The sequence below is a fragment of the Enterobacter sp. D2 genome (genome assembly GCF_034427575.1).
GTDB classification, from domain to species: domain Bacteria; phylum Pseudomonadota; class Gammaproteobacteria; order Enterobacterales; family Enterobacteriaceae; genus Enterobacter; species Enterobacter cloacae_M.
The window spans coordinates 144,319-169,045 of sequence record NZ_JAXQPP010000005.1 but is presented as its reverse complement, the minus strand read 5'-3'; the positions used below and the strand labels follow the sequence as shown (position 1 = coordinate 169,045).

Here is a 24,727-nt window from a genome sequence, read left to right as displayed (position 1 = left end):
CCACCTGACCCCATGCCGAACTCAGAAGTGAAACGCCGTAGCGCCGATGGTAGTGTGGGGTCTCCCCATGTGAGAGTAGGGAACTGCCAGGCATCAAATAAGTGAAAAGGCCATCCGAAAGGATGGCCTTTTTGCGTTTATACGTTGCACAAACTAATCCCCCAACGGCCTGCTTATACGGTAAACTACCTGCGTTTTTGCATCAGGATAGCGTCTATGAACCACTCCCTTAAGCCCTGGAATACCTTTGGCATTCAACGCAATGCTAAACAAATTGTTCGTGCCGATACTGCACAGCAACTGCTGGATGCATGGCAAAGCGCAACTGAAAATAACGAACCCGTACTGATTCTGGGCGAAGGAAGTAATGTCCTGTTTCTCGATGATTTTGCGGGAACGGTGATCGTTAACCGCATCATGGGAATTGATGTGGAAGAGCGTGCCGACAGCTGGCACCTGCACGTGGGGGCCGGAGAAAACTGGCATCATCTGGTGAAATTCACCCTCGAAAAAGGGATGCCGGGCCTGGAAAACCTTGCGCTTATTCCAGGCTGCGCCGGATCGTCACCAATTCAAAACATCGGTGCCTACGGCATCGAACTGAAACATGTCTGCGAATATGTCGACTGCATCGAACTGGCGACCGGAACGGCTAAACGTTTTACGGCGGAACAGTGCCAGTTTGGCTATCGTGACAGTATCTTCAAACATGAATATCAGGATCGCTACGTGATTGTCGCCGTGGGTCTGTGCCTGTCGAAGAACTGGCAGCCCGTGTTGACCTACGGGGATTTAACGCGTCTCGATCCGGCTACCGTAACCGCCCGCGACGTTTTTGATTCCGTTTGCCATATGCGGATGACCAAACTTCCCGATCCAAAAGTAAACGGAAACGCTGGAAGCTTCTTCAAAAACCCGGTTATCAGCAGCGAAAATGCAAAAATCTTTCTTGAAGGATGGCCAGCCGCGCCACATTACCCTCAGGCGGATGGCAGCGTCAAGCTTGCCGCGGGATGGCTTATCGATCAATGCCAGCTTAAAGGCACTTCAGTAGGCGGTGCTGCCGTTCACCAGCAGCAGGCTCTGGTGCTGATTAATCAACGCGATGCGACCAGCGATGATGTTGTACAGCTGGCTCATTATGTTCGTCAGCGTGTGGGCGAAAAATTTAACGTCTGGCTGGAGCCAGAAGTTCGCTTCATTGGCTGCACAGGTGAAGTTAATGCCGTGGAGGCTATCGCGTGAAGGACAATACCATTCCCTTAACCCTGATTGGTATCCTTGCTGACGGTGAGTTTCATTCTGGCGAGCAGCTGGGTGAACAGCTTGGTATGAGCCGTGCTGCTATCAATAAACATATCCATACGCTTCGCGACTGGGGTGTTGATGTGTTCACGGTTCCCGGAAAAGGCTACAGCCTGCCGGAGCCGATTCAATTGCTGAATGAAGAAACGATCCGCAGCCAGATCGGACACGGCAATGTTGCGGTGCTGCCGGTGATTGATTCGACGAACCAGTATCTTCTGGATCGTCTGCCTGAGCTGACATCCGGCGATGCCTGCGTTGCTGAATATCAACAGGCCGGTCGCGGCCGTCGCGGTCGCAAATGGTTTTCGCCATTTGGCGCTAACCTCTATTTGTCTATGTACTGGCGACTCGATCAGGGCCCGGCCGCTGCTATTGGCCTGAGTCTGGTCATCGGCATCGTCATGGCGGAAGTGCTGCACGATTTGGGGGCGGATAAAGTACGTGTTAAGTGGCCTAATGACCTCTACCTCAACGATCGTAAACTTGCCGGCATTCTGGTCGAACTGACGGGAAAAACGGGCGATGCGGCGCAAATCGTCATTGGCGCAGGCCTCAACATGGTGATGCGCAATGTACAAAATGATGTGGTGAATCAGGCCTGGACTAACCTCCAGGAGGCGGGGATCGTCATCGATCGTAACACCCTTGCCGTGCGTATGATTAAAGAGTTGCGCAGTTCACTCACGCTTTTTGAGCAGGAAGGGCTGGCACCGTTCCTGTCTCGTTGGGAAAAGCTGGATAACTTCATTAACCGCCCGGTGAAACTGCTGATTGGTGATAAAGAGATCTACGGGACTTCACGCGGTATTGACGCACAGGGCGCGCTGCTCCTGGAGCAGGATGGCGTGACTAAACCCTGGATGGGCGGTGAGATTTCACTGCGAAGTGCCGAATAACCGGATCGAGTTAATTATGCGAAAACCCGTGTGCGCAACGCTGGCCGTCATGATGAGTCTGCTGTTCTCGCCTCTCTCTCATGCGGATCGGGCCTGGGAGAGTTACAAGGCCCGCTTTTTCAAACCGGAAGGCCGCATTGTTGATACCGGTAATGGCGGCGTGTCGCATACGGAAGGTCAGGGTTTTGCCATGCTGATGGCGGTGGCCAACGACGATAAAGCCACGTTCGATAAGCTCTGGCAATGGACAGAAAGTCAGCTGAAGAACAAAGAAAATGGTCTGTTTTACTGGCGCTATAATCCCGCAGAGTCCAACCCGGTCGCCGACAAAAACAACGCTGCAGATGGCGACGTGCTGATTGCCTGGGCGTTGCTGAAAGCCGACGCCCGCTGGCATGACAAACGCTACAGCGCCGCATCGGATGCAATTACAAAAGCACTGATTGACCACAGCGTGATCCGCTATGCCGGTTACCGCGTGATGCTGCCCGGCGTCCAGGGGTTTAAGCTTGAGGGTGAAGTGGTCCTCAATCCTTCCTATTTCGTGTTTCCGGCCTGGCAGGCCTTCTCCAGACGCAGTCATTTGCCGGTCTGGCGCGATTTGATTAAGGACGGGAAACGCCTGCTGGGGAAAATGGGCTCGGGTAAAGCGAATCTGCCCACTGACTGGGTTTCACTGGCATCAGGTGGCAAGCTGGCTCCCGCAAAAGGCTGGCCACCGCGAATGAGCTATGACGCGATTCGTGTTCCGCTGTACGTTGCCTGGTCTGATAAGCAAAGCCCGCTGCTGACGCCGTGGAAGGCCTGGTTCGGACAGTTTCCCCGGGAACAAACGCCCGCCTGGGTTAACGTGACGACCAACGAATATGCGCCCTACATGATGGAAGGCGGCCTGCTGGCTGTACGTGATTTCACGATGGGGCAGTCTTCCGGTGAACCCGAAATCACCGCTAAAGACGACTACTATTCAGCAAGTCTGAAAATGCTGGTGTGGATCGCCCAGCAATAATGTCGACATTGCCCCTCTCCCCGATGGGAAGAGGGACGTCATACCGTGTTACTGCGGATACGGTACCCAATCCCCGCCGTTCAGGCGAACGTAAGGTTTGTTTTGATACTGAATGACGACCGCGTTAGCGTTCTCTGAGACTTCTGCCGTTTGCGGCAGTTTGCTGGTGAGCTGATCCCAGTTCACGCTATCTTCCACAAACAGCTTCCCGTCTACGGCGCGGGCAACCAGTTCTGAAATCGCCAGATAGCTGGTTGGCTGTGTAATCTCAATCGGTGCGCCCTGATGCGGTGCCTTCATCCCAAAGAATTTAATGCCTGCAGGCACGTTAGTGATGGACGGGCTTGGGATATCACGCAGACCCGACACCTGCATTCTGTCACCTTTCAGCGCACCACCGTGCTCAGGCACCACAACCACCATTACTTTACGGCCTGATTTTTCCAGCTCCGTGAAGAACGCGTCCAGCTCGTCAAAGAACTTCTGCGCACGCACTTTATAATCAGCCGTTTTGCTCACGCCTGGGAAATGGTTACCGTCGTGGAGCGGCAGGGTGTTAAAGAACGTCGCGCTGCGCGGATTACTGTCTTTTTCGATGGTCTGCAGCCAGCGCTGCAGGACGGCAGTATCGTCATAAACGGGCGAACCGTCGAAGCCCAGCAGAGAGACAGGAAGACCGGTTTGATCCATCAGCGGTGCCTGCATGCCGCCCTGTTCGCGCACCTCTTTCAGGAAGTTACCGAACTGGCCGTTATGCCCCAGCATCAGGTGCTGCGTAAAGCCCAGCTTTGCGAGGTTATCGAACAGATAACACTGGTTGCCGGCGGGTTGATACAGGTTTTTATGCGATGTCTGACCGCAGCTTGCACGCAGCAGGCGGATCGCCGCCGGGCCGCTGTACGAGGTGGCAGAGTTGAAATCTTTAAACTGAATATCGAAGTGTGACCACAGCGGATGAGACATCAAACCGGCGGCGTCCACGTCGGCCCAGGAGAGAGAGCAGATATTGATCACCAGCAGTTCAAACGGCTGAGCATCCGCCGGCAGCGCATCCGGGAATTTAGTCTGTCGCTTGTCTTCCGCGGTATAGAAACTGGAGAGCCAGGCGTTCAGGTTGGTTGAGGTCGGCGGTGCGGTCTGGGTTGGGATATCGCCCACTACAGGCGTATCGCCTGCCGTTGTGACGGTTGCCGCCGCGCTTCCCCCTGTAGTAGTCACCGTGGTGGTCGGTTGACCGGCAGGCCACAGCGAAAAGTTCGGCCCAGCCAGCGTCAGCACGTTAAGCCAGATCATAGTCGCGACGACAAACACCGTGACGCGGATCCACTGTGACAGGAACAGCCAGGCAACCAGCAGCACAAACACCGCGCCAATCATCTGCCAGTTAATAAAGCGCTCGGTCAGATCGAGGACATAGCTGGCGCTAAAGCCCGCCACCTGCGACCCCTGGCTCATAATGCTGTCCGGCCCCGGTAGCCAGGTATCATGCCAGAACAGCGCAAAGCCGACAGGTATAGCGACCCAGTGGCGCAAGCGATGTAGCCTGATATTCGGCAGCGGCATCAGCAGGAAGGCCATAAACACCAGGTTGAGAAGGGGATGGAAATTCAGATAGCCTGCCCACAGCAGGCCAAACTTCACCAGAAAGTAGAAGTTCCAGCCGGAAAGGCCGCGCCAGTATTGCCAGAGCGGCGAGGGTGACGAAGCGGTATAGGTAGAATTAGTCATGTTTTCGGTCTGCCTTGACGTGTGATGCCCGTGTCAGTGTTCCGGCTGGTTTTACATAGCGAGGTTTAATAAACAGCACTCTGGCCGTATCACGAATACGGCGTATGGAATGGCGCGCATAGTAGCCAAGCGGGAAAAAGATCAGCGCACAGAATATAACCAGTTGAATGATATCGCTGATGTTCATGATGATGCGTTCTCCGCGTTGTCTGTTAATAAGCGAAGGGGTTCCGGAACCCGACGCCAGACGTGTCCATCATGTCTGGCATTGAGGATCGGTTTGGCATCGCTCTTGATTGCGAGCGGTTTGGCCCATTGTTCAGGCTGGAGCGCACGCATCTGCACCAGCTCCGCGCTAATCGTATTATCTTCGAACCAAATCATACGGTTCGAGAAAATATCCCCTGTAGGCAGGGGGAAGATGTGGTTAAGCGCCGTATCGAGATCGTTTACCCGGCAGAAGGACAAAAACAGCACCAGGCGATTGTCGCCAATGGTCATGATGTCCCCTGTACGGTTCGGGCGACATAAGGTGAGAGCCTGTTCAACGCGAATACCCGGTACAGGACGCAGGGCAACCATAACCCCTTTTCCATCAGCAGGCAGAAGCGTGTTGTTCATCATGTTGCCCACGGCGTCGCAGAAGGTATCCCATTTTTGGTAACCACGCAGTTTCATCGGCTGCGTCATGGAGAGCAGCGTGGAAATATCTTCCGGTACGTGGCGGCTAAACTGCTGGCCCTGAACGCTTTCGATAAGCGTCAGGCAGCGTGACAACGGCGCATTCCATGGAATAACCATATTGGCGCCGCAGCCCAGAAGCAGGCGCTCATCGGTGGCGCGCAGGCTGGTATTATTTTCGCGCACGATGATTTTCAACGCACTTCCGCGCTGGCGGCGTAAGGTGTGGATTTGCCGTGCCAGCGTCTCAATCTGGTTATTCTGCATCAGCGAGAAAATAAGAGTTGCCGCCTGGGTTGTGCGGGCTTCATGGAAAAGGGCTTCGTTAGATTCAAACAGCGTCCAGTTTTCCGACAGGGCGGGTGCCCCCTCTAAAACCGCGATATGGCTCAGGATGCGTTTTTCATCACTGCGCGGCTGCACCACGGTTTCTTCCTGCTGCGCCAGGTGCCACACGCCCTCGATATGTTTCAGCGTAAGCTGTTGCCTGGCACTCACGCCTTTTTCATTACACCAGAAGGCAATATCGTAGAGATAGCTGCCTGCCTGGTCACGAACGCTTGCCAGACCGAACAGGGAGCGATATTCGCCCATTAAAAGTGAAAACAGCTTGTCATTATTACTGCCGGGATTGACTATCAATAGCGTGCAATTTTGAAATTTTGCCCATTTATTGATTTTTTCCAGCCACGGCAGCAGTTTTTCAGCGGGCATATTTTGCAGGACGTTATTTGCGCATTTCAGAATCACTAAATAGTGATCGGGATCAATAGAGCACTGAACGTCGCGGGACAAAAAGTATAGACTATCGGCTTCCGATGTCATGGAAAATAATCGCACCGTCTGGGGGCCGCGACCACTTTCGAGCGTAATAATTTTCTTCGGATCTTCGCCCATGCTAATGACGGCCACGCGGGAATCCTTATCCTGAGCAGCAATTGTCTGGTTTACCAGACTGATAGCATCTTCATTACGGTCCGTATTAATCCACCAGACTCCTCCGACTGGCATGTGGCTCAATTCGTCCCATAATGACTGGATGCCAATAGAAAATATGGAGTCCACGGTGTCCCTCTTTTCGTCTAATTTATCTGTATCTCAGTTTACTAGCGAAAGCATAGAAATAAACCTAACATTGAAATTAAAGAACATCAGATTTAGCATGTAAATGAAATTTGTCAGGGCAGGAGGCCCCGCAACTTCTTTAGCGTGCGATTTTCCTTAAAGGGATGGAAAAAGAATGGATAATAACGAACCTGGAACCCCAGTCGACTCGACTCTGGGTTACACATTCCAAAACGATTTTCTGGCGCTGACGCAGGCCTTTTCTTTACCTGAAATAGATTACACCGATATTTCCCAGCGGGAACAGTTGGCCGCGGCTATTAAACGCTGGCCGTTATTAGCTGAATTCGCCCATCAACAATAAGGGAGCCATTGATGGCCATACTCGGATTACAGGGTGTCCGTGGCGGTGTGGGTACCACATCAGTTACCGCGGCGCTGGCGTGGTCATTACAGCTTTTAGGTGAATCGGTGCTGGTTATTGACGCCTGCGCCGATAATTTGTTGCGTATGTCGTTTAACGTCGACTTTTCTCGTGAAGAGGGCTGGGCCCGGGCGCTGCTTGATGATAAAGACTGGCAGGATGCGGGGATGCGCTATACCTCCCAGCTCGATCTGCTGCCGTTTGGGCAACTGACCACCACGGAACGCGAGAATGAAGCCGCGTATCAGCGCCTGTTTTCGCAATTCACGCTGGCGCTGCAAACCCTGAAAGAAAAGGGACACTACAAGTGGATCCTGCTGGATCTTCCGCACGGCGCTGGCACGCTGACCCGACAGCTTATCGCCCAGTGCGATCATATACTTTCCATCGTCAACGTCGATGCGAACTGCCATATCCGCCTGCATCAGCAGGGGCTGCCTCAGAACGCTCACCTTCTGATTAACGATTTGCGCATTGGCAGCCAGATCCAGGACGATCTGTATCAGGTCTGGCTGCAAAGCCAGCGCCGTCTGCTTCCCATTGTCATCCATCGTGATGAGGGGATGGCGGAATGCCTTGCGTCTAAGCAACCGCTCGGCGAATACCGCAGCGATTCACTGGCGGCAGAAGAGATCCTGACGCTGGCTAACTGGTGTCTGCTGAACTTCGCCAACAGGGCGGAGCATGCAGGGAGTTCTGTATGAGTCGTCTCGCCAGCTGGTTACTCATCCCACCGGTCAGTTCGCGTTTGAGCGAACATTACCGGCATTTTCGCCGTTACGGTGCGTCGGCATTTAGCGCCGCGCTCGGCTGCTTCTGGATGATTCTGGCCTGGATGTTTATTCCACTCGAACACCCGCGCTGGCAGCGCATACGTGCCCGGCACGGTGAGCTATATCCGCACATTAATCCCAACCGGCCGCGTCCTTTGGATCCGGCGCGCTATCTCATTCAGGCCATCTGGCTGGTGGTCACGTCATCCCGCTCAGAGAAAATAACGCCGCACTGGCGCAGCTTCTCCCGCGTCCAGCAGTTACGTGAGCGCTACCACCAGTGGCTGGACAGACTGCCCAACAGCGTAAGTGATAAGACCAGCCATCTGGATAACCATAAAGAGCTCGGGCATCTTCATCCGGGCCTGCGGCGTTTTATCCTCGGCGTGATCGTCGTGTTCTCGCTTATTCTGGCGCTGGTCTGTATTACGCAGCCTTTCAACCCTCTGGCGCAGTTCACCTTCCTGATCCTGCTGTGGGGCGTGGCGCTGCTGGTCCGCCGTATTCCGGGCCGCTTCTCGGCGCTGATGCTGATTGTGTTGTCATTGACCGTCTCCTGTCGCTACATCTGGTGGCGTTATACCTCAACCCTGAACTGGGACGACCCGGTCAGCCTGGTATGCGGCCTGGTGCTGCTATTTGCCGAAACCTACGCCTGGATCGTGCTGGTGCTGGGCTATTTCCAGGTCATTTGGCCGCTCAACCGCCAGCCGGTTCCGCTGCCAAAAGACACCGCGCAGTGGCCGTCTGTTGATCTCTTTGTACCAACCTACAACGAAGATCTGAGCGTGGTGAAAAACACCATTTATGCCGCGCTGGGCATCGACTGGCCGAAAGACAAGCTCAAGGTCTGGATCCTGGATGACGGCAACCGTCCGGCGTTCCGCCAGTTCGCAGAGGAGGTTGGCGTCGAGTACATCGCCCGTCCGACTCACGAGCATGCGAAAGCCGGGAACATCAACAACGCGTTGAAGTATGCCACAGGAGAGTTTGTCTCGATCTTTGACTGTGACCACGTGCCGACGCGCTCGTTCCTGCAGATGACCATGGGCTGGTTCCTGAAGGAGAAAGAGCTGGCGATGATGCAGACGCCGCACCACTTCTTCTCGCCAGATCCGTTTGAACGTAACCTTGGCCGCTTCCGCAAAACCCCGAACGAAGGCACGCTGTTCTATGGCCTGGTGCAGGACGGGAACGACATGTGGGATGCCACCTTCTTCTGCGGTTCCTGTGCGGTTATCCGCCGTAAGCCGCTGGATGAAATTGGCGGTATCGCCGTCGAAACGGTCACTGAAGATGCGCACACCTCTCTGCGCCTGCACCGTCGTGGCTATACCTCGGCGTATATGCGTATTCCGCAGGCTGCCGGTCTGGCAACGGAGTCTCTGTCGGCGCACATTGGTCAGCGTATTCGCTGGGCGCGCGGCATGGTGCAGATTTTCCGTCTCGATAACCCACTGATTGGGAAAGGGCTCAAGCTGGCGCAACGTCTCTGCTACGTCAACGCCATGTTCCACTTCTTATCCGGTATCCCGCGGCTGATCTTCCTGACCGCGCCGCTGGCGTTCCTGCTCCTTCACGCTTATATCATCTACGCCCCGGCGCTGATGATTGCGCTGTTTGTTCTGCCGCACATGATCCACGCGAGCCTGACGAACTCGAAGATACAGGGTAAATACCGCCACTCCTTCTGGAGTGAAATCTACGAAACGGTGCTGGCCTGGTACATCGCGCCGCCGACGATGGTGGCGCTGATTAACCCGCACAAAGGGAAATTCAACGTCACCGCGAAGGGCGGCCTGGTGGAAGAAGAGTACGTCGACTGGGTGATCTCCCGGCCGTATATCTTCCTGGTGCTGCTGAATATCGTTGGCGTCATCGCCGGTATCTGGCGTTACTTCTACGGCCCCGAAAACGAAATCCTGACCGTCTTTGTGAGTATGGCCTGGGTCTTCTACAACCTGATTATCCTCGGCGGCGCGGTAGCGGTGTCGGTGGAGAGCAAACAGGTTCGTCGTGCGCATCGCGTTGAAATCTGCATGCCTGCGGCGATCGCCCGTGAAGATGGCCACCTCTTCTCCTGTACCGTGCACGACTTCTCTGACGGCGGTCTGGGGATCAAAATCAACGGCCAGGCGAAGGTGCTGGAAGGGCAGAAAGTTAACCTGCTGCTTAAGCGCGGCCAGCAGGAATATGTCTTCCCGACCCAGGTTGTTCGCGTGGCGGGCAATGAAGTCGGTTTGCAGCTGATGCCGTTGACCAAAAAGCAACATATCGATTTTGTGCAGTGTACGTTTGCCCGCGCGGACACGTGGGCTCTCTGGCAGGACAGCTTCCCGGAAGATAAACCTCTGGAAAGCCTGCTGGATATTCTGAAGCTGGGGTTCCGTGGCTATCGTCACCTTGCAGAATTCGCCCCGTCGTCGGTGAAATTAATTTTCCGGTCACTTACTTCGCTGGTTTCCTGGGTCGTGTCGTTCATTCCTCGTCGTCCTGAGCGGGATGAGGGGAAGCAGGCGGACCCGGTTATGGCTCAACAATGATGATAACGCGATGAAAACAAAACTTTCCTGGTTATGTGCAGTGGCAATGGGGATGAATGTCCTCCCCGCAACAATGGCTAACGCAGCTCCTGGTAACGCAGCGGCAACGCCTGCGCCAACGGTACCTGTCGTCGCGCAAGCAACCGATCCGGTTGTCACCGCGGCACCTGGTCAAACAGAAAATATCACGCCGAACCAGCCAACGGAGGGGAACACCCTGCCGGCAGACGGCCAGGTCATCGGGCAGGTGATGCCTGGCGTCCGGGGGGCGAATGCGCCCGTCGTTGCGGACAATGCGCCGTCGCGGGACGTGAAGCTGACCTTCGCGCAAATTGCACCGCCTCCGGGCAGTATGGTGCTGCGCGGCATCAACCCTAACGGCGGCATTGAGTTTGGCATGCGCAGCGATGAGGTCGTCTCTAATGCGGTGCTGAACCTTGAATACACGCCGTCGCCGTCCCTGCTGCCGACACAGTCTCAGCTGAAGGTTTACCTGAATGATGAGCTGATGGACGTACTGCCGGTCACCAAAGAGCAGCTGGGCAAGAAAACCCAGGCGCAGGTGCCGATTAACCCGCTGTTCATCACCGACTTTAACCGTATCCGTCTGGAATTTGTCGGTCACTACCGCGATGTCTGCGAAAACCCGGCCAGCAACACGCTGTGGATGGACATCGGGCGTAACTCCTCGCTGCAGATGACCTACCAGTCGCTGGCGCTGAAAAACGATCTCTCGGCATTCCCGGTTCCGTTCTTCGATCCGCGTGATAACCGTCCGCTCACGCTGCCGATGGTGTTTGCATCATCCCCGGACGTGACCGAGCAGCTGGCGGCCACCATTGTGGCGTCCTGGTTTGGTTCACGTGCTGGCTGGCGTGGACAGAGCTTCCCGGCGATGTATGACAAACTGCCGGACAGAAATGCCATTGTGTTTGCGACCAACGCGAAACGCCCGGCCTTCCTGCGCGATCATCCGGACGTCAAAGCGCCAACCGTTGAGATGATAAGCCACCCGGAAAACCCGTACGTGAAGCTGCTGGTGGTCTTTGGCCGCGACGATAAAGATCTGGTGCAGGCCGCAAAAGCCATTGCCCAGGGCAACGTCCTGTTCCGCGGCAACAGCGTGGTGGTGGATGAGGTGAAACCGCTGCTGGCGCGTAAACCTTATGATGCGCCAAACTGGGTGCGTACCGACCGTGCGGTGACATTTGGCGAGCTGAAAACCTATGAAGAACAGCTGCAGGCGACGGGGCTTGAGCCAGCGCCGATTAGCCTGTCACTGAATCTGCCGCCGGATCTGTATCTGCTGCGCACCAACGGCATTGATATCAATCTGAACTACCGCTATACCGCGCCAGCGACCAAAGACAGCTCGCGCATGGATATCAGCCTGAACAACCAGTTCCTGCAATCGTTCAGCCTGCAAAGCACGCAGGATACTAACCGCCTGATGCTTCGCCTGCCGGTGTTGCAGGGGCTGCTGGACGGTAAAACGGATGTCTCCATCCCGGCACTGAAGCTCGGCGCGATAAACCAGCTGCGCTTTGACTTCCAGTACATGAACCCGATGCCTGGCGGCTCGGCGGAAAACTGCATCACCTTCCAGCCTGTACAGAACCACGTTGTGATTGGCGATGAGTCGACCATCGACTTCTCGAAGTACTATCACTTCCTGGCGATGCCGGATCTGCGCGCCTTTGCTAACGCGGGCTTCCCGTTCAGCCGCATGGCCGATCTCTCTGAGTCCATCGTTGTGATGCCAAAAGCGCCAAGCGAAGGGCAGGTCACGACCCTGCTGGATACCATGGCGACCGTTGGGGGACAGACGGGATTACCGGCGATTAACGTCACGTTGACGGACGATGGCAGTCAGATCCAGAACAAAGACGCTGACATCATGGTGATCGGTACCATTCCGGATAAGCTGAAGGATGACAAACGCATCGATCTGCTGGTGAAAGCGGCCCAGTCCTGGGTTAACACGCCGCTGCGCCAGACCGAGTTCCCGAGCATTATGCCGGATGTGAACGACCGTCAGGCCAGCGCGCAGACGACCGTAACGTCTCAGGGGGCAATGGCCGCGGTGGTGGGCTTCCAGTCACCTTACAACGAACAGCGTAGCGTGGTGGCTCTCCTGGCGGATAGCCCGCGCGGGTATGAACTGCTCAATACGGCCATGAACGACAGCGGTAAACGTGCCGCGATGTTTGGTTCCGTTTCGGTGATCCGTGAGTCCGGCGTCAATAGCCTGCGCGTGGGCGACGTGTACTACGTGGGCCATCTGCCGTGGTTCGAACGCCTGTGGTATGCCCTGGCTAACCATCCGGTTCTGCTCGCCATCCTGGCGGCGGTCAGCGTGGTCTTGCTGGCATGGGTGCTGTGGCGTCTGCTGCGTATCATCAGCCGTCGTCGCCTGAACCCGGATGAGTAAGATGTGATGAAAGCCTTTCGCTGGTGTGCATTAGCAGCGTTGATGCTGGCGGCGCTTCCTCTTCGCGCCGCCTGTACCTGGCCTGCCTGGGAGCAGTTTAAAAAGGACTACATCAGTGAGGGCGGGCGTGTCGTTGATCCCAGCGACACGCGCAAAATTACGACCTCGGAAGGGCAAAGCTACGCCTTGTTCTTTGCCCTTGCGGCGAACGATCGCAGCGCGTTTGACCAGCTGCTGACCTGGACGCGCGATAATCTTGCCAGCGGCAATCTCAACGACAACCTGCCCGCCTGGCTATGGGGCCAGAAAGATAAAGAGACGTGGGCGGTGATTGATACCAACTCCGCCTCTGACGCCGATGTCTGGATCGCCTGGTCTCTGCTCGAAGCGGGCCGGTTGTGGAAACATCCGGACTATACCCGCACGGGTAAGGCGCTGCTGAAACGCATTGTCAGTGAGGAAGTGGTGAAAGTGCCGGGGCTCGGCGCAATGCTGCTTCCCGGTAAAGTCGGTTTTGCCGATGAAAACGTCTGGCGTTTTAACCCCAGCTATCTTCCTCCGCAGCTAGCGAGTTATTTCACGCGTTTTGGTACCCCGTGGACCCAGCTTCGTGAAACCAATCAGCGTCTGCTGCTGGAGAGCGCACCGAAAGGTTTTTCGCCGGACTGGGTTCAGTATCAGAAAAACAAAGGCTGGCGGTTACAGCAGGATAAATCGCTGGTGGGCGGCTACGACGCCATCCGCGTTTATCTCTGGGTGGGAATGATGAGTGATAAAGATCCTCAGAAAGCCCGGCTGCTGACGCGCTTCCAGCCGATGGCGGCAAAGACAATGAAACGGGGTGTGCCGCCGGAGAAAGTGGATGTGGCGACGGGTAAACGCACCGGGAATGGTCCGGTCGGGTTCTCTGCCGCCATGCTGCCGTTTTTACAACAACGTGATGCCCAGGCGGTTCAGCGCCAGCGCGTTGCGGACCATTTTCCCGATAATAATGCCTATTACAGCTACGTGCTGACTCTCTTTGGGCAAGGATGGGATCAGCATCGTTTTCGCTTCACCGCAAAAGGTGAATTAATACCGGATTGGGGCCAGGAATGCGCAAGTTCACAGTAAATCTACTCACTTTATCGCTTGGCCTGGCGCTTATGCCGTGGGCCCAGGCCGCCAACTCTCCGCAGCAGAAACAGCTGCTGGAACAGGTTCGGCTGGGCGAATCGACACAGCGTGAGGATTTGGTTCGTCAGTCGCTTTATCGTCTGGAGCTGATTGACCCGAACAATCCTGACGTCATTGCCGCACGCTTTCGCTACCTGCTGCGCCAGGGCGATAACGCCGGTGCGCAAAAAGAGCTGGATCGTCTGAAAGGGATCGCGCCGGGCTCAAGTGCGTACCAGTCATCACGTAACACCATGCTGCTTTCTACTCCGGATGGCCGCCAGCAGCTCCAGCAGGCGCGTTTGCTCGCCACCACGGGACACACGCAGGAGGCGATTGCAGCCTATGACAAGCTGTTTGACGGCAACCCGCCGGGCGGCGACGTGGCGACGGAATACTGGAACGTCGTGGCGAAAGACCCCGCTCGCCGGAATGCGGCCATTAACCAGCTCAAGAAAATCAATACCAGCAGCCCCGGAAATACGCAGCTGCAGGAAACGCTGTCCCAGCTTTTGTTCCAGAGCGGACGCCGTGACGAAGGCTTTGCGGTATTGCAGGAGATGGCTAAATCGACCAACGGGCGCAGCCAGGCGTCTGACATGTGGTATGACCAAATCAAAGGCCAGCCTGCCAGCAGCGCCAGCGTTAGCGCGCTGCAAAAATACCTGAGCGTATTCAGCGACGGGGATAGCGTCGCGGCGGCGCGTGCCCAGCTCGAAGAACAGCAAAAACAGCTCGCTGACCCGGCGTTCCGCGCGAAAGCGGAAGGGCTGGCGGCGGTGGATGCCGGGCAGGGAAGTAAGGCGGTGGCTGAGCTGCAAAAAGCCGTCAGCGCCAACCATGCCGACAGTGAAGCGGTGGGTGCCCTCGGCCAGGCTTATTCCCAGAAAGGCGACCGCGCTCGCGCGGTGGCGCAGTTTGAAAAGGCGATTGCCCTCGATCCCCAGAGCGATAACCGGGGTAAATGGGACAGTTTGCTCAAGGTTAACCGTTACTGGCTGCTGATCCAGCAGGGCGATGCGGCCCTGAAGGCGAATAACCCTGCGCAGGCGGAGCGTTACTATCAGCAGGCGCGCAGTATCGACAATACCGACAGTTATGCCGTGCTGGGGCTGGGCGATGCCGCCGCGGCGCGTAAAGATAACGACGCGGCGGAGCGTTACTATCGCCAGGCGCTGCGGATGGACAGCGGCAACAGCAATGCGGTCCGCGGCCTGGCCAATATTTATCGTGCGCAGTCGCCGGAGAAGGCTTCGCAGTTTATCCAGTCTCTCTCCGCCAGCCAGCGCCGGAGCATTGATGATATTGAACGCAGCCTGACCAACGAGCAGCTCTCCGCTCAGGCAGAACAGCTGGAAAATCAGGGGAAATACGCCCAGGCGGCAGAGATTCAGCGTCGTCGTCTGGCACTCTCTCCCGGCGACGTGTGGATAACCTATCGTCTCTCGCGCGATCTCTACAGCGCGGGTCAGCGCAGCCAGGCGGATACCCTGATGCGTCAGCTTGCCAGACAGAAACCGTCCGACCCGGATCAGGTGTACGCCAGCGGGCTCTATCTTTCCGGCAACGATCAGGACCGCGCCGCGCTGGCGCATCTGGACACGCTGCCGCGCAGCCAGTGGAACGGCAATATTCAGGAGCTTGCCGACCGCCTGCAAAGCAACCAGGTGCTGGAAACCGCCAACCGTCTGCGCGACAGCGGCAAAGAGCAGGAGGCGGAAAACCTTCTGCGTCAGCAGCCAACCTCCACCCGCATCGACCTGACGCTGGCTGACTGGGCGCAGCAGCGTGGCGATCTGGCGTCGGCGAAAACGACGTACAGCGCCGTTCTGCAGCGTGAACCGCAGAACGAAGACGCGATCCTCGGCCTGACCGAGATTTACAGCGCGCAGGGTGACAAAGATGCCGCGCGCGCAGAGCTGGCGAAATTGCCCGCCGCGCAAAACGGCCAGCCGCTGTCGCTCAACATGCAGCGCCGGATCGCGATGGCGCAGGCAGGCCTGGGCGATTCTGCCGCCGCAGAACAGACCTTCAACAAAATCATTCCGCAGGCTAAATCGCAGCCCGGCTCCATGGAAAACGCGCTGGTGTTACGTGATGCCGCGCGTTTCCAGGCGCAAAACGCTCAGCCTCAGCAGGCGCTGGAAACCTATAAAGACGCGATGGTGTCGACGGGCATCACCACGACGCGTCCGGCCGACAACGACAGTTTCACCCGCCTGACGCGTAACGATGAAAAGGACGACTGGCTGAAGCGCGGCGTGCGCAGTGATGCCGGTGACTTGTACCGTCAGCAGGATGTTAACGTCACGCTGCAGCACGACTACTGGGGTTCCAGCGGAACGGGCGGCTATTCCGACCTGAAAGCGCACACCACCATGCTGCAGGTGGATGCCCCGCTGTCTGACGGGCGCATGTTCTTCAGAAGCGATCTGGTCAACATGGACGCCGGTTCATTTGATAACAATAACGGGACCTACGATCCAAAATGGGGGACCTGCTACGAAACGCCGTGTAGCGGCAACACCCATCAGTCCGACAATGGCGCAAGCGTCGCCGTCGGCTGGCAGAATAAAACCTGGGCGATGGATATTGGCACTACGCCAATGGGCTTTGACGTCGTCGACGTGGTGGGCGGCATCAGCTACAGCAGCGATCTGGGCCCCATCGGCTATACCGTTAACGCCCATCGCCGCCCAATCTCCAGCTCCCTGCTGGCGTTCGCCGGGCAAAAAGATACTAACACCGGCACCACCTGGGGCGGCGTACGTGCCACCGGTGGCGGCGTAAGCATGAGCTATGACAAAGGGGAAGCGAACGGCGTCTGGTCAAGCCTGAACGCGGAAACGCTGACGGGTAAAAATGTGGAAGATAACTGGCGCGTCCGCTGGATGACGGGTTACTACTACAAGCTCATTAATAAAAACAACGAGCGCCTGACGGTCGGCGTCTCCAATATGCTCTGGCACTATGACAAAGACCTGAGCGGGTATACCCTGGGTCAGGGCGGCTACTACAGCCCGCAGGAGTATGTCTCTTTCGCGCTGCCGGTGACCTGGCGTAAACGCACGGAGAACTGGTCCTGGGAGCTGGGCGGCTCGGTGTCCTGGTCTCACTCTAAAACCAAAGACGAGCTGCGCTACCCGATCCAGAACCTGATCCCGACCGATGAGCCAGACCGCTATACCGACCGGGGCGCGATGGAAACCGGCAGCAGCTCCTCAGGCACGGGTTATACCGCGCGGGCCATTATCGAACGCCGCGTAACGTCCAACTGGTTTGTGGGCATGGGCGTGGATATTCAGGAAGCGAAAGACTATACCCCAAGCCATGCGCTGATCTATGTGCGTTACTCTGCTGCAGGCTGGCAGGGCGATATGGACTTACCGCCGCAGCCGCTTATCCCTTACGCGGACTGGTAATCGGATTTTCCTTAATCCATTTGTAAGTCTCTCTTAATAGCGCGGCAATCGGGTATACTCAGGCGCGCCAGGTTTACACCCTGGCGCGCCCTGCGCTTCGAGTTTTATGGAGAGTCATTTTGCGTGTCAGCCGTTCCTTAACAATCAAACAGATGGCGATGGTTTCTGCCGTCACCATGCTGTTTGTACTGCTCTTCTGCGTAATTTTGCTGTTTCATTCCGTACAGCAGAATCGCTATAACACGGCTTCGCAGTTAGAAAGTATCGCCCGCTCGGTGCGCGGCCCGCTCTCTGCCTCTATCCTGAAAGGGGATATTCCCGAAGCGGAAACCATTTTAAAACGCATTCAGCCTGCCGGCGTCGTGAGCCGCGCCGACGTCGTCTTGCCCAACCAGTTTCAGGCGCTGCGGATGAGCTTTATCCCGGAGCGTCCCGTCCCGATGATGGTGATGCGCCTGTTTGAACTGCCGGTGCAGATTTCGCTGCCCGTTTATTCGCTCGAACGCCCTGCCAATCCGCAGCCGCTGGCCTACCTGGTATTACAGGCGGATTCCTACCGCATGTATAAATTCGTCATGAGCTGGGTGGTTACGTTAGTGACCACTTGCTTACTTATGACGCTTATTCTTAGCGTGGCGCTCACCTGGTGCATTAACCGGCTGATTGTTCATCCGCTGCGCCGTATCGCCCGCGAGCTGAATACGCTTGCGCCGCAGGATCAGATGGGGCATCAGCTTGAGCTACCGCGTCTGCATCATGACGATGAGATAGGCATGCTGGTGCGCAGCTACAACCTCAACCAGCAGCGCATCCAGCGCCAGCAGGATGAGTTAAACAGCAGCGCCACGCGCTTCCCGGTGTCGGAGCTTCCTAATAAAGCCTTCCTGATGGCGATGCTGGAGCAGACCGTTGCCCGTCAGCAAACTACGGCGCTGATGGTTATCGCCTGTGAAACCCTGCAGGACACGGCTGGCGTGCTCAAGGAGAGCCAGCGCGAAATGCTGCTGCTGACTCTGGTCGAAAAAGTGAAGTCTGTCCTGGCACCGCGCATGGTGCTGACCCAGGTCAGCGGTTACGACCTGGTGGTGATTGCCAACGGCGTAAAAGAACCCTGGCATGCGATCACTTTAGGTCAGCAAGTACTCACTGTCATTAATGAGCGGTTGCCCATTCAGGGTATCCAGCTTCGTCCAAGCGCCAGTATCGGTATTGCGATGTACTATGGCGATTTAACGGCAGAGCAGCTTTATCATCGCGCTTTCTCGGCGGCGTTCACCGCCCGGCGCAAAGGCAAAAATCAGATCCAGTTCTTCGCGCCGGAAGAGATGGAAAAGGCGCAGCAGCGCCTGACGGAAGAGAGCGACATCCTGACCGCGCTGGATAACCGCCAGTTTGCCCTCTGGCTACAGCCGCAGGTGAATTTGCTGACGGGAGAAGTGAAAAGCGCCGAGGCACTGCTGCGCGTGCAGCAGCCGGATGGCTCATGGGAGCTGCCGGAAGGGCTGATTGAGCGCATTGAGTCCTGCGGCCTGATGGTTACCGTCGGCTACTGGGTGCTGGAAGAGTCCTGCCGTCAGCTTGCCGCCTGGCAGGAGCGCGGCGTGACGCTGCCGCTGTCGGTCAATTTGTCTGCCCTGCAGCTTATGCACCCGACCATGGTTTCAGAGATGCTGGAGCTGATCCATCGTTACCGAATCAAGCCTGATACGTTAACTCTTGAAGTGACGGAGAGCCGACGCATCGACGACCCTAATCAGGCGGTCGCGATCCTGAAACCGCTGCGTAATGCCGGCATTCGCATCGCGCTGGACGATTTTGGCATGGGGTACGCCGGGCTGCGTCAGCTTCAGCACATGAAAACCCTTCCGGTGGATGTGCTCAAAATTGATAAAGCGTTTGTCGACGGTCTGCCGGGCGACAGCAGCATGGTGCAGGCGATTATCCAGATGGCGCGCAGCCTCAATCTGCATCTTATTGCCGAGGGAATTGAAACCGAAGCGCAACGCGCCTGGCTGGCAGAGGCGGGCGTGGAGAGCGGACAAGGCTTCCTTTTTGCCCCTGCTGTTCCTTCGGATGTCTTTGAAGAACGATACCTTTCTGGTGCTGACAATAACGCAAAAGTGTAATTTTGTTGCTGGCTTGTGCGAGCCAGCTCAAAGTTCTTAACATTTGTGTTTCAAATTTGAACTGAGTTTATTTCTGTCCTGTTATGTGGGTGTTATTTTAAAGCCGCAGGTTAACCATAACCTTACAAAGCCTGTGGTTTTTCTTCCCAAGGACACCTTATGAAAACCTCACTCTTCAAAAGTCTTTATTTCCAGGTCCTGACAGCCATCGCCATCGGTATTCTGCTGGGTCACTATTACCCTGAGCTGGGCGCGCAAATGAAACCGCTTGGCGACGCGTTCGTTAAGCTCATTAAAATGGTCATCGCTCCGGTGATCTTCTGTACCGTCGTGACGGGCATCGCTGGCATGGAAAGCATGAAGGCGGTCGGTCGTACCGGTGCAGTGGCGCTTCTCTATTTTGAAGTGGTCAGTACCCTTGCGCTGATTATCGGTCTGATCATCGTCAACGTGGTGCAGCCGGGCGCGGGGATGAACGTAGACCCGTCAACGCTGGATGCCAAAGCGGTCGCGGTGTATGCCGAGCAGGCGAAGGATCAGGGCGTGGTGGCATTCCTGCTGGACGTAATCCCGGGCAGCGTCATTGGCGCGTTCGCCAGCGGAAACATCCTGCAGGTTCTGCTGTTCGCCGTGATGTTTGGCTTTGCCCTGCACCGTCTGGGCAGCAAAGGCCAGCTTATCTTTAATGTGATCGAAAGCTTCTCCCAGGTAATTTTCGGCATCATCAATATGATCATGCGCCTGGCGCCGATCGGTGCTTTCGGCGCGATGGCCTTTACCATCGGTAAGTATGGCGTCGGTACGCTGGTGCAGCTGGGTCAGCTGATTATCTGCTTCTATATCACCTGTATCCTTTTCGTGGTCGTGGTGCTGGGCTCCATCGCCCGCGCGACGGGTTTCAACATCTTCAAATTTATCCGTTACATCCGCGAAGAGCTGCTGATTGTTCTGGGGACCTCCTCTTCAGAATCGGCGCTGCCGCGTATGCTCGACAAGATGGAAAAGCTGGGGTGCCGTAAATCGGTGGTCGGGCTGGTGATCCCGACGGGCTACTCCTTCAACCTGGACGGTACCTCGATATACCTGACGATGGCGGCCGTGTTTATCGCTCAGGCGACCAACAGCCATATGGATATTTTCCATCAGATTACCCTGCTGGTGGTGCTCCTGCTCTCTTCTAAAGGCGCTGCAGGGGTGACGGGCAGCGGATTTATCGTGCTGGCTGCTACTATTTCCGCTGTGGGTCACCTGCCGGTGGCGGGTCTGGCGCTGATTCTGGGTATTGACCGCTTTATGTCTGAGGCGCGTGCGTTAACCAACCTGGTGGGTAACGGCGTGGCGACGGTAGTGGTGGCGAAATGGGTGAAAGAGCTGGATCACAAAAAACTCGACGATACTCTGAATAATCGTTCAACTGACAGCAAAAATCCTGGCTTAACCTCTTAATCTTGTCACAAATGCCCGTATTCCCTTGTCGGGATGCGGGCTCCTGCGCATAATAACTGTTCGTACCTGTCATAATTCGACAAGATTTTTTTTGGGTATATTTCACTTCTGACCGTGACGTTTTGCCGAACGCGCGGTCTAATCGACGTGTTTTCATCGTCATCTTTAAGAGTGAAGCGCGTCGCGAAACACTCTTTTTTAACCAGGAATGTTGATCAGGGGTTCACATGCAGGGCACAAAAATTCGACTCTTAACCGGCGGTTTGCTGATGATGGCAGCAGCCAGTTATGTGCAGGCAGATGCGCTCCAGCCAGACCCGGCCTGGCAACAAGGGACATTAGCGAACGGTTTTCAGTGGCAGGTTTTAGCCACTCCGCAACGTCCCAGTGACCGTGTAGAAATCCGTCTGTCCATTAATACCGGTTCCCTCGCGGAAAGCACTCAGCAAACCGGTTTTAGCCATTTTATTCCCCGGCTGGCGCTCACGCAGAGCGGCAGCCTGCAAGCGGTTCAGGTGCGTTCGCTTTGGCAGCAGGCCATCGATCCGAAACGCCCGCTCCCGCCGGCAGTGGTCTCGTATGACTACACCATGTTTAACCTGAGCCTGCCTAATAACCGTAACGATCTGCTTAAAGAAGCACTTACGTATCTCTCCGATGCCTCTGGCAATCTGGCGATTACGCCGGATACCGTCAACTATGCGTTGAGTAACAGCGACATGGTGGCGACCTGGCCTGGAGATACCAAAGAGGGCTGGTGGCGTTACCGCCTGAAAGGCTCAACGTTACTGGGACATGACCCGGCCGAACCGCTGAAACAGCCTGTCGATGCCGAACAGGTAAAATCGTTCTACCAGAAGTGGTACACCCCGGACGCCATGACGCTGATCGTGGTGGGTAACGTGGACAGCCGCGCGGTGGTGGAGCAGATCAACAAAGCATTTGGTGATTTGAAAGGCAAGCGTGAAACGCCAGCCCCTGTTCCGACGCTCTCTCCGCTGCGTGCAGAGCCTGTCAGCATTATGACGGACGCCGTGCGTCAGGATCGCCTCTCCGTCATGTGGGATAACGCCTGGCAGCCCATCCGCGAGTCTGCGGCGATGCTGCGCTACTGGCGTGCCGATCTGGCGCGTGAAGCGCTGTTCTGGCACGTTCAGCAGACGCTGAGCAAGAACAACGTGAAGAATATCGGTCTTGGCTTTGACTGCCGCGTGCTGTTCCAGCGTGCGCAGTGCGCCATCAACGTTGAGTCGCCGGGCGATAAGCTGAATGCCAATCTGGGCGTGGTCGCAAAAGAACTGGCAAAAGTGCGTAAAGAGGGGCTTTCCGAAGAGGAATTCAACGCTCTCTTGGCGCAGAAAAAACTTGAGCTGCAGAAGCTGTTTGCGACCTACGCTCGCGCCGATACCGACATTCTGATCAGCCAGCGTATTCGCTCTCTGCAGAACCAGGTGGTGGACATTGCGCCGGAACAGTACCAGAAACTGCGTCAGGACTTCCTGAACGGTCTGACCGTCGATATGCTCAATCAGGACCTCCGTCAGCAGCTGTCGCAGGAGATGGCGTTGATCCTCCTGCAGCCGAAGGGCGAGCCGGAATATGACATGAAGGAACTTCAGAAAACCTGGGATTCCATTATGGCTACCGCGCCGCAGCCAGCGCAGGCCGCCACGGCTGATGATTTACATCCGGACGCGACGGATATTCCGCAGGGGCAGTAATGCGTAGACATTCCCTCTCCCTGTGGGAGAGGGTTAGGGTGAGGGCATCAGCCCGCACCTGACTTAAACAGGCATCGCCTCGCGCGGAATAATCGCCCCGCGATACTGAATCACCGTGCTGGCCGTCAGGTGACCACGCTGTGCCGCCGCTTCCGGCGTTCCACCCGTCAGCCGTACTGCCAGATAGCCCGCGCTGAATGAATCTCCGGCCGCCGTGGTATCAATCACTTTCTCTTTGGCAAGCTTCACCGCCGGCACGTTAACCAGCGCTTCACCCGCCACTGCGACCAGGCACGAATCCGCCCCGCGCTTAATCACCACTTCGCTCACGCCTGCCGCCTGCGTGCGTGCAATCACCTCCTCTACCGGTTTCTCACCCCACAGGGCGTCTTCATCGTCGAGCGTGAGGAAGGCGATGTCGGTGCACTGCAGCATCTGCTGATAGACCTGCTGCGTCTCTTCGCGGCTGGCCCACAGGCGCGGGCGGTAGTTGTTATCGAAAATAACCTTGCCGCCGTTTGCCCGGCATTCGCGCAGCAGCGAGAGCAGCTTTTCACGGCTGGTAGGGCTCAGGATCGCCAGGCTAATGCCGCTCAGATAGAGGTAGTCAAAGGTCGCGAGCTCTTCGCAGATGGCCGCTGCCGCGTCGCTCTCCAGCCAGAATTTGGCCGCGGCTTCGTTACGCCAGTAATAAAACGTGCGTTCGCCGGTGCTGTCGGTTTCGATGTAATAAAGCCCCGGGAGGCGATTCTCCATACGCTGAATCAGCGACGTTTCAACATGTTCACTCTGCCAGGCCTCCAGCATTTGCTGGCTGAAGCTGTCCGTACCCAGGGCGGTAACATAGTTCACGGTGAGCGCCTCAGGCGCGACCTGACGGGCAATGTAAACCGAGGTGTTTAACGTATCGCCACCAAATCCGCGGCTGACTTCCGCGCCTTTTTGTGACAGCTCAATCATGCATTCGCCAATCACGGCAATTTTTTTGGACATAGTCGTGAACCTGAACAGAAGAATTATCAGCAGTGTGCGCTGAGTGAATTAACCGGTCAACTATATTAAAACAACGTTCCATTATTTTATTTGAGCCAGCGCGTGTTCCCGCGCATTTCTGTCATCTTAATTTCATTTTCCCGGTGAATTGAACATAAAGTTCTCAATTGTCGCGCCGATAATCCTGTGACGAGTCCAGAAAGGCTATCCCAACAACAGGACATCTGAAATGAAGTCAGAGCAGGTTATCCAGCGGCTGAGCACTACGCCTGAGGCAAGTATTGAGAACTTGCAGGAGCATCGCTACTGGCTGCAATGTGAGCGTGCGTACACCTATCAGCCGATCTACCGAACAGATGGTCGACTGATGGCAATTGAAATTTTGACCGTCGTTACGCATCCCTCAAACCCTACTCAGCGCATCGCGCCGGATCGCTATTTTGCCGAAGTTGCCGTTCGCCAGCGTCTGGACGTGCTGGAAGAGCAGCTTCGTATGCTGGCGACGAAGCAACCTTTTTTCGAACAGCACGATATCCTCGCCTCAGTAAACGTCGATGGTCCAACCCTGCTGGCGCTGCGTCAGAACGCAAAATTGCAGGAGCTGATCGCCACCCTGCCGTGGATGCGCTTTGAGCTGGTGGAGCATGTCCGCCTGCCGCAGGATTCCTCGTTTGCGTCTATATGCGAATACGGCCCGCTGTGGCTGGATGACTTTGGCACCGGCATGGCGAACTTCTCCGCCCTGAGTGAAGTGCGCTACGACTACATCAAAGTGGCCCGCGACCTGTTCATTATGCTGCGTCAAACCCCGGAAGGGCGGAATCTGTTTACGCTGTTATTACAGCTGATGAACCGCTATTGCCAGGGCGTGATTGTTGAAGGTGTGGAAACACTGGAAGAGTGGCGTGATGTGCAAAACTCCCCCGCAGCGGCGGCGCAAGGCTATTATCTCTCCCGCCCGGTACCCATGGATCGCCTCGATAGCGTTATAACGACCCTCTGATAA

17 protein-coding genes and 1 rRNA gene are annotated in these 24,727 nt (G+C 56.2%); 14 read left to right on the top strand and 4 right to left on the bottom strand.

The genetic code is table 11. The annotated features are described in order from the left end of the window. From rrf to SPG90_RS19525, 4 genes are all read left to right on the top strand, one after another. Positions 1 to 92: ribosomal RNA gene (rrf, locus tag SPG90_RS19540) — 5S ribosomal RNA — on the top strand; the annotation flags it as partial. A gap of 124 nt (positions 93 to 216) precedes the next feature. After that, the gene (gene murB, locus SPG90_RS19535; RefSeq protein WP_126304159.1) at positions 217 to 1,245 is read left to right on the top strand and encodes a UDP-N-acetylmuramate dehydrogenase; all 1,029 of its coding nucleotides are present in this window, start codon (positions 217 to 219) and stop codon (positions 1,243 to 1,245) included. Next, the gene (birA, locus tag SPG90_RS19530) at positions 1,242 to 2,204 is read left to right on the top strand and encodes a bifunctional biotin--[acetyl-CoA-carboxylase] ligase/biotin operon repressor BirA (protein ID WP_023309597.1); all 963 of its coding nucleotides are present in this window, start codon (positions 1,242 to 1,244) and stop codon (positions 2,202 to 2,204) included. The genes murB and birA overlap by 4 nt, the downstream gene beginning before the upstream one ends. Before the next feature lie 16 nt (positions 2,205 to 2,220). After that, entirely contained in the window at positions 2,221 to 3,213 is a 993-nt protein-coding gene (locus SPG90_RS19525; protein ID WP_126304161.1) for a glycosyl hydrolase family 8, read from the top strand. Positions 3,214 to 3,261: 48 nt separating this feature from the next. Here the strand turns inward: SPG90_RS19525 and bcsG are convergent, their stop codons facing one another. Genes bcsG through bcsE form a run of 3 tightly spaced genes read right to left on the bottom strand, consistent with a single transcriptional unit; the run spans position 3,262 to position 6,687 of the window. Further along, on the bottom strand, positions 3,262 to 4,941 hold the full coding sequence (bcsG, locus tag SPG90_RS19520; RefSeq protein ID WP_126304163.1) for a cellulose biosynthesis protein BcsG: 1,680 nt from the start codon (positions 4,939 to 4,941) through the stop codon (positions 3,262 to 3,264). Continuing rightward, complete coding sequence (gene bcsF / locus SPG90_RS19515) at positions 4,934 to 5,131, bottom strand: cellulose biosynthesis protein BcsF (RefSeq protein ID WP_024908822.1); 198 nt, start codon at positions 5,129 to 5,131, stop codon at positions 4,934 to 4,936. The genes bcsG and bcsF overlap by 8 nt, the downstream gene beginning before the upstream one ends. After that, positions 5,125 to 6,687, bottom strand: a complete 1,563-nt coding sequence (gene bcsE, locus SPG90_RS19510; protein ID WP_047743400.1) for a cellulose biosynthesis c-di-GMP-binding protein BcsE — start codon at positions 6,685 to 6,687, stop codon at positions 5,125 to 5,127. The genes bcsF and bcsE overlap by 7 nt, the downstream gene beginning before the upstream one ends. A 175-nt stretch (positions 6,688 to 6,862) precedes the next feature. Between bcsE and bcsR the strand changes: the two genes are divergently transcribed. From bcsR to SPG90_RS19465, 9 genes are all read left to right on the top strand, one after another. Further along, entirely contained in the window at positions 6,863 to 7,051 is a 189-nt protein-coding gene (gene bcsR, locus SPG90_RS19505) for a cellulose biosynthesis protein BcsR (protein ID WP_008503237.1), read from the top strand. An 11-nt stretch (positions 7,052 to 7,062) separates the two neighbouring features. Continuing rightward, positions 7,063 to 7,815, top strand: coding sequence for a cellulose biosynthesis protein BcsQ (bcsQ, locus tag SPG90_RS19500; protein ID WP_023333774.1), 753 nt, complete (start codon positions 7,063 to 7,065; stop codon positions 7,813 to 7,815). Further along, positions 7,812 to 10,427, top strand: coding sequence for a UDP-forming cellulose synthase catalytic subunit (bcsA, locus tag SPG90_RS19495; RefSeq protein ID WP_322408281.1), 2,616 nt, complete (start codon positions 7,812 to 7,814; stop codon positions 10,425 to 10,427). The genes bcsQ and bcsA overlap by 4 nt, the downstream gene beginning before the upstream one ends. Positions 10,428 to 10,437: 10 nt before the next feature. Then, a complete protein-coding gene (gene bcsB, locus SPG90_RS19490) occupies positions 10,438 to 12,858 on the top strand; it encodes a cellulose biosynthesis cyclic di-GMP-binding regulatory protein BcsB (RefSeq protein ID WP_163354567.1) in 2,421 nt (806 codons plus the stop codon). A 6-nt stretch (positions 12,859 to 12,864) separates the two neighbouring features. After that, the gene (gene bcsZ / locus SPG90_RS19485; RefSeq protein WP_126304246.1) at positions 12,865 to 13,971 is read left to right on the top strand and encodes a cellulose synthase complex periplasmic endoglucanase BcsZ; all 1,107 of its coding nucleotides are present in this window, start codon (positions 12,865 to 12,867) and stop codon (positions 13,969 to 13,971) included. Next, positions 13,953 to 17,435, top strand: a complete 3,483-nt coding sequence (gene bcsC, locus SPG90_RS19480; RefSeq protein WP_322408280.1) for a cellulose synthase complex outer membrane protein BcsC — start codon at positions 13,953 to 13,955, stop codon at positions 17,433 to 17,435. Before bcsZ ends, bcsC begins: the two co-directional genes overlap by 19 nt. Positions 17,436 to 17,554: 119 nt before the next feature. Beyond that, on the top strand, positions 17,555 to 19,561 hold the full coding sequence (hmsP, locus tag SPG90_RS19475; protein WP_047743411.1) for a biofilm formation regulator HmsP: 2,007 nt from the start codon (positions 17,555 to 17,557) through the stop codon (positions 19,559 to 19,561). Between the two features lie 159 nt (positions 19,562 to 19,720). After that, positions 19,721 to 21,007, top strand: a complete 1,287-nt coding sequence (locus tag SPG90_RS19470; protein ID WP_023309587.1) for a dicarboxylate/amino acid:cation symporter — start codon at positions 19,721 to 19,723, stop codon at positions 21,005 to 21,007. 227 nt (positions 21,008 to 21,234) lie between these two features. Continuing rightward, positions 21,235 to 22,728: a pitrilysin family protein gene (locus SPG90_RS19465; protein WP_322408279.1), complete on the top strand. Its 1,494-nt coding sequence runs from the start codon at positions 21,235 to 21,237 to the stop codon at positions 22,726 to 22,728. A gap of 63 nt (positions 22,729 to 22,791) precedes the next feature. On the opposite strand, the gene SPG90_RS19460 is transcribed toward SPG90_RS19465, so the two are convergent. Continuing rightward, positions 22,792 to 23,721, bottom strand: coding sequence for a sugar kinase (locus SPG90_RS19460; protein WP_126304171.1), 930 nt, complete (start codon positions 23,719 to 23,721; stop codon positions 22,792 to 22,794). Positions 23,722 to 23,950: 229 nt separating this feature from the next. Between SPG90_RS19460 and pdeH the strand changes: the two genes are divergently transcribed. Beyond that, complete coding sequence (gene pdeH, locus SPG90_RS19455; RefSeq protein WP_023309584.1) at positions 23,951 to 24,724, top strand: cyclic-guanylate-specific phosphodiesterase; 774 nt, start codon at positions 23,951 to 23,953, stop codon at positions 24,722 to 24,724. The last annotated feature ends 3 nt before the right edge of the window (positions 24,725 to 24,727 follow it).

Coding starts and splice junctions, on each gene's coding strand:
- pdeH (WP_023309584.1), top strand. CDS start 23,951: ATGAAGTCAGAGCAGGTTATCCAGCGGCTGAGCACTACGCCTGAGGCA.
- bcsR (WP_008503237.1), top strand. CDS start 6,863: ATGGATAATAACGAACCTGGAACCCCAGTCGACTCGACTCTGGGTTAC.
- bcsA (WP_322408281.1), top strand. CDS start 7,812: ATGAGTCGTCTCGCCAGCTGGTTACTCATCCCACCGGTCAGTTCGCGT.
- bcsQ (WP_023333774.1), top strand. CDS start 7,063: ATGGCCATACTCGGATTACAGGGTGTCCGTGGCGGTGTGGGTACCACA.
- SPG90_RS19465 (WP_322408279.1), top strand. CDS start 21,235: ATGCAGGGCACAAAAATTCGACTCTTAACCGGCGGTTTGCTGATGATG.
- SPG90_RS19460 (WP_126304171.1), bottom strand. CDS start 23,721: ATGTCCAAAAAAATTGCCGTGATTGGCGAATGCATGATTGAGCTGTCA.
- bcsC (WP_322408280.1), top strand. CDS start 13,953: ATGCGCAAGTTCACAGTAAATCTACTCACTTTATCGCTTGGCCTGGCG.
- murB (WP_126304159.1), top strand. CDS start 217: ATGAACCACTCCCTTAAGCCCTGGAATACCTTTGGCATTCAACGCAAT.
- SPG90_RS19470 (WP_023309587.1), top strand. CDS start 19,721: ATGAAAACCTCACTCTTCAAAAGTCTTTATTTCCAGGTCCTGACAGCC.
- bcsZ (WP_126304246.1), top strand. CDS start 12,865: ATGAAAGCCTTTCGCTGGTGTGCATTAGCAGCGTTGATGCTGGCGGCG.
- SPG90_RS19525 (WP_126304161.1), top strand. CDS start 2,221: ATGCGAAAACCCGTGTGCGCAACGCTGGCCGTCATGATGAGTCTGCTG.
- bcsB (WP_163354567.1), top strand. CDS start 10,438: ATGAAAACAAAACTTTCCTGGTTATGTGCAGTGGCAATGGGGATGAAT.
- bcsG (WP_126304163.1), bottom strand. CDS start 4,941: ATGACTAATTCTACCTATACCGCTTCGTCACCCTCGCCGCTCTGGCAA.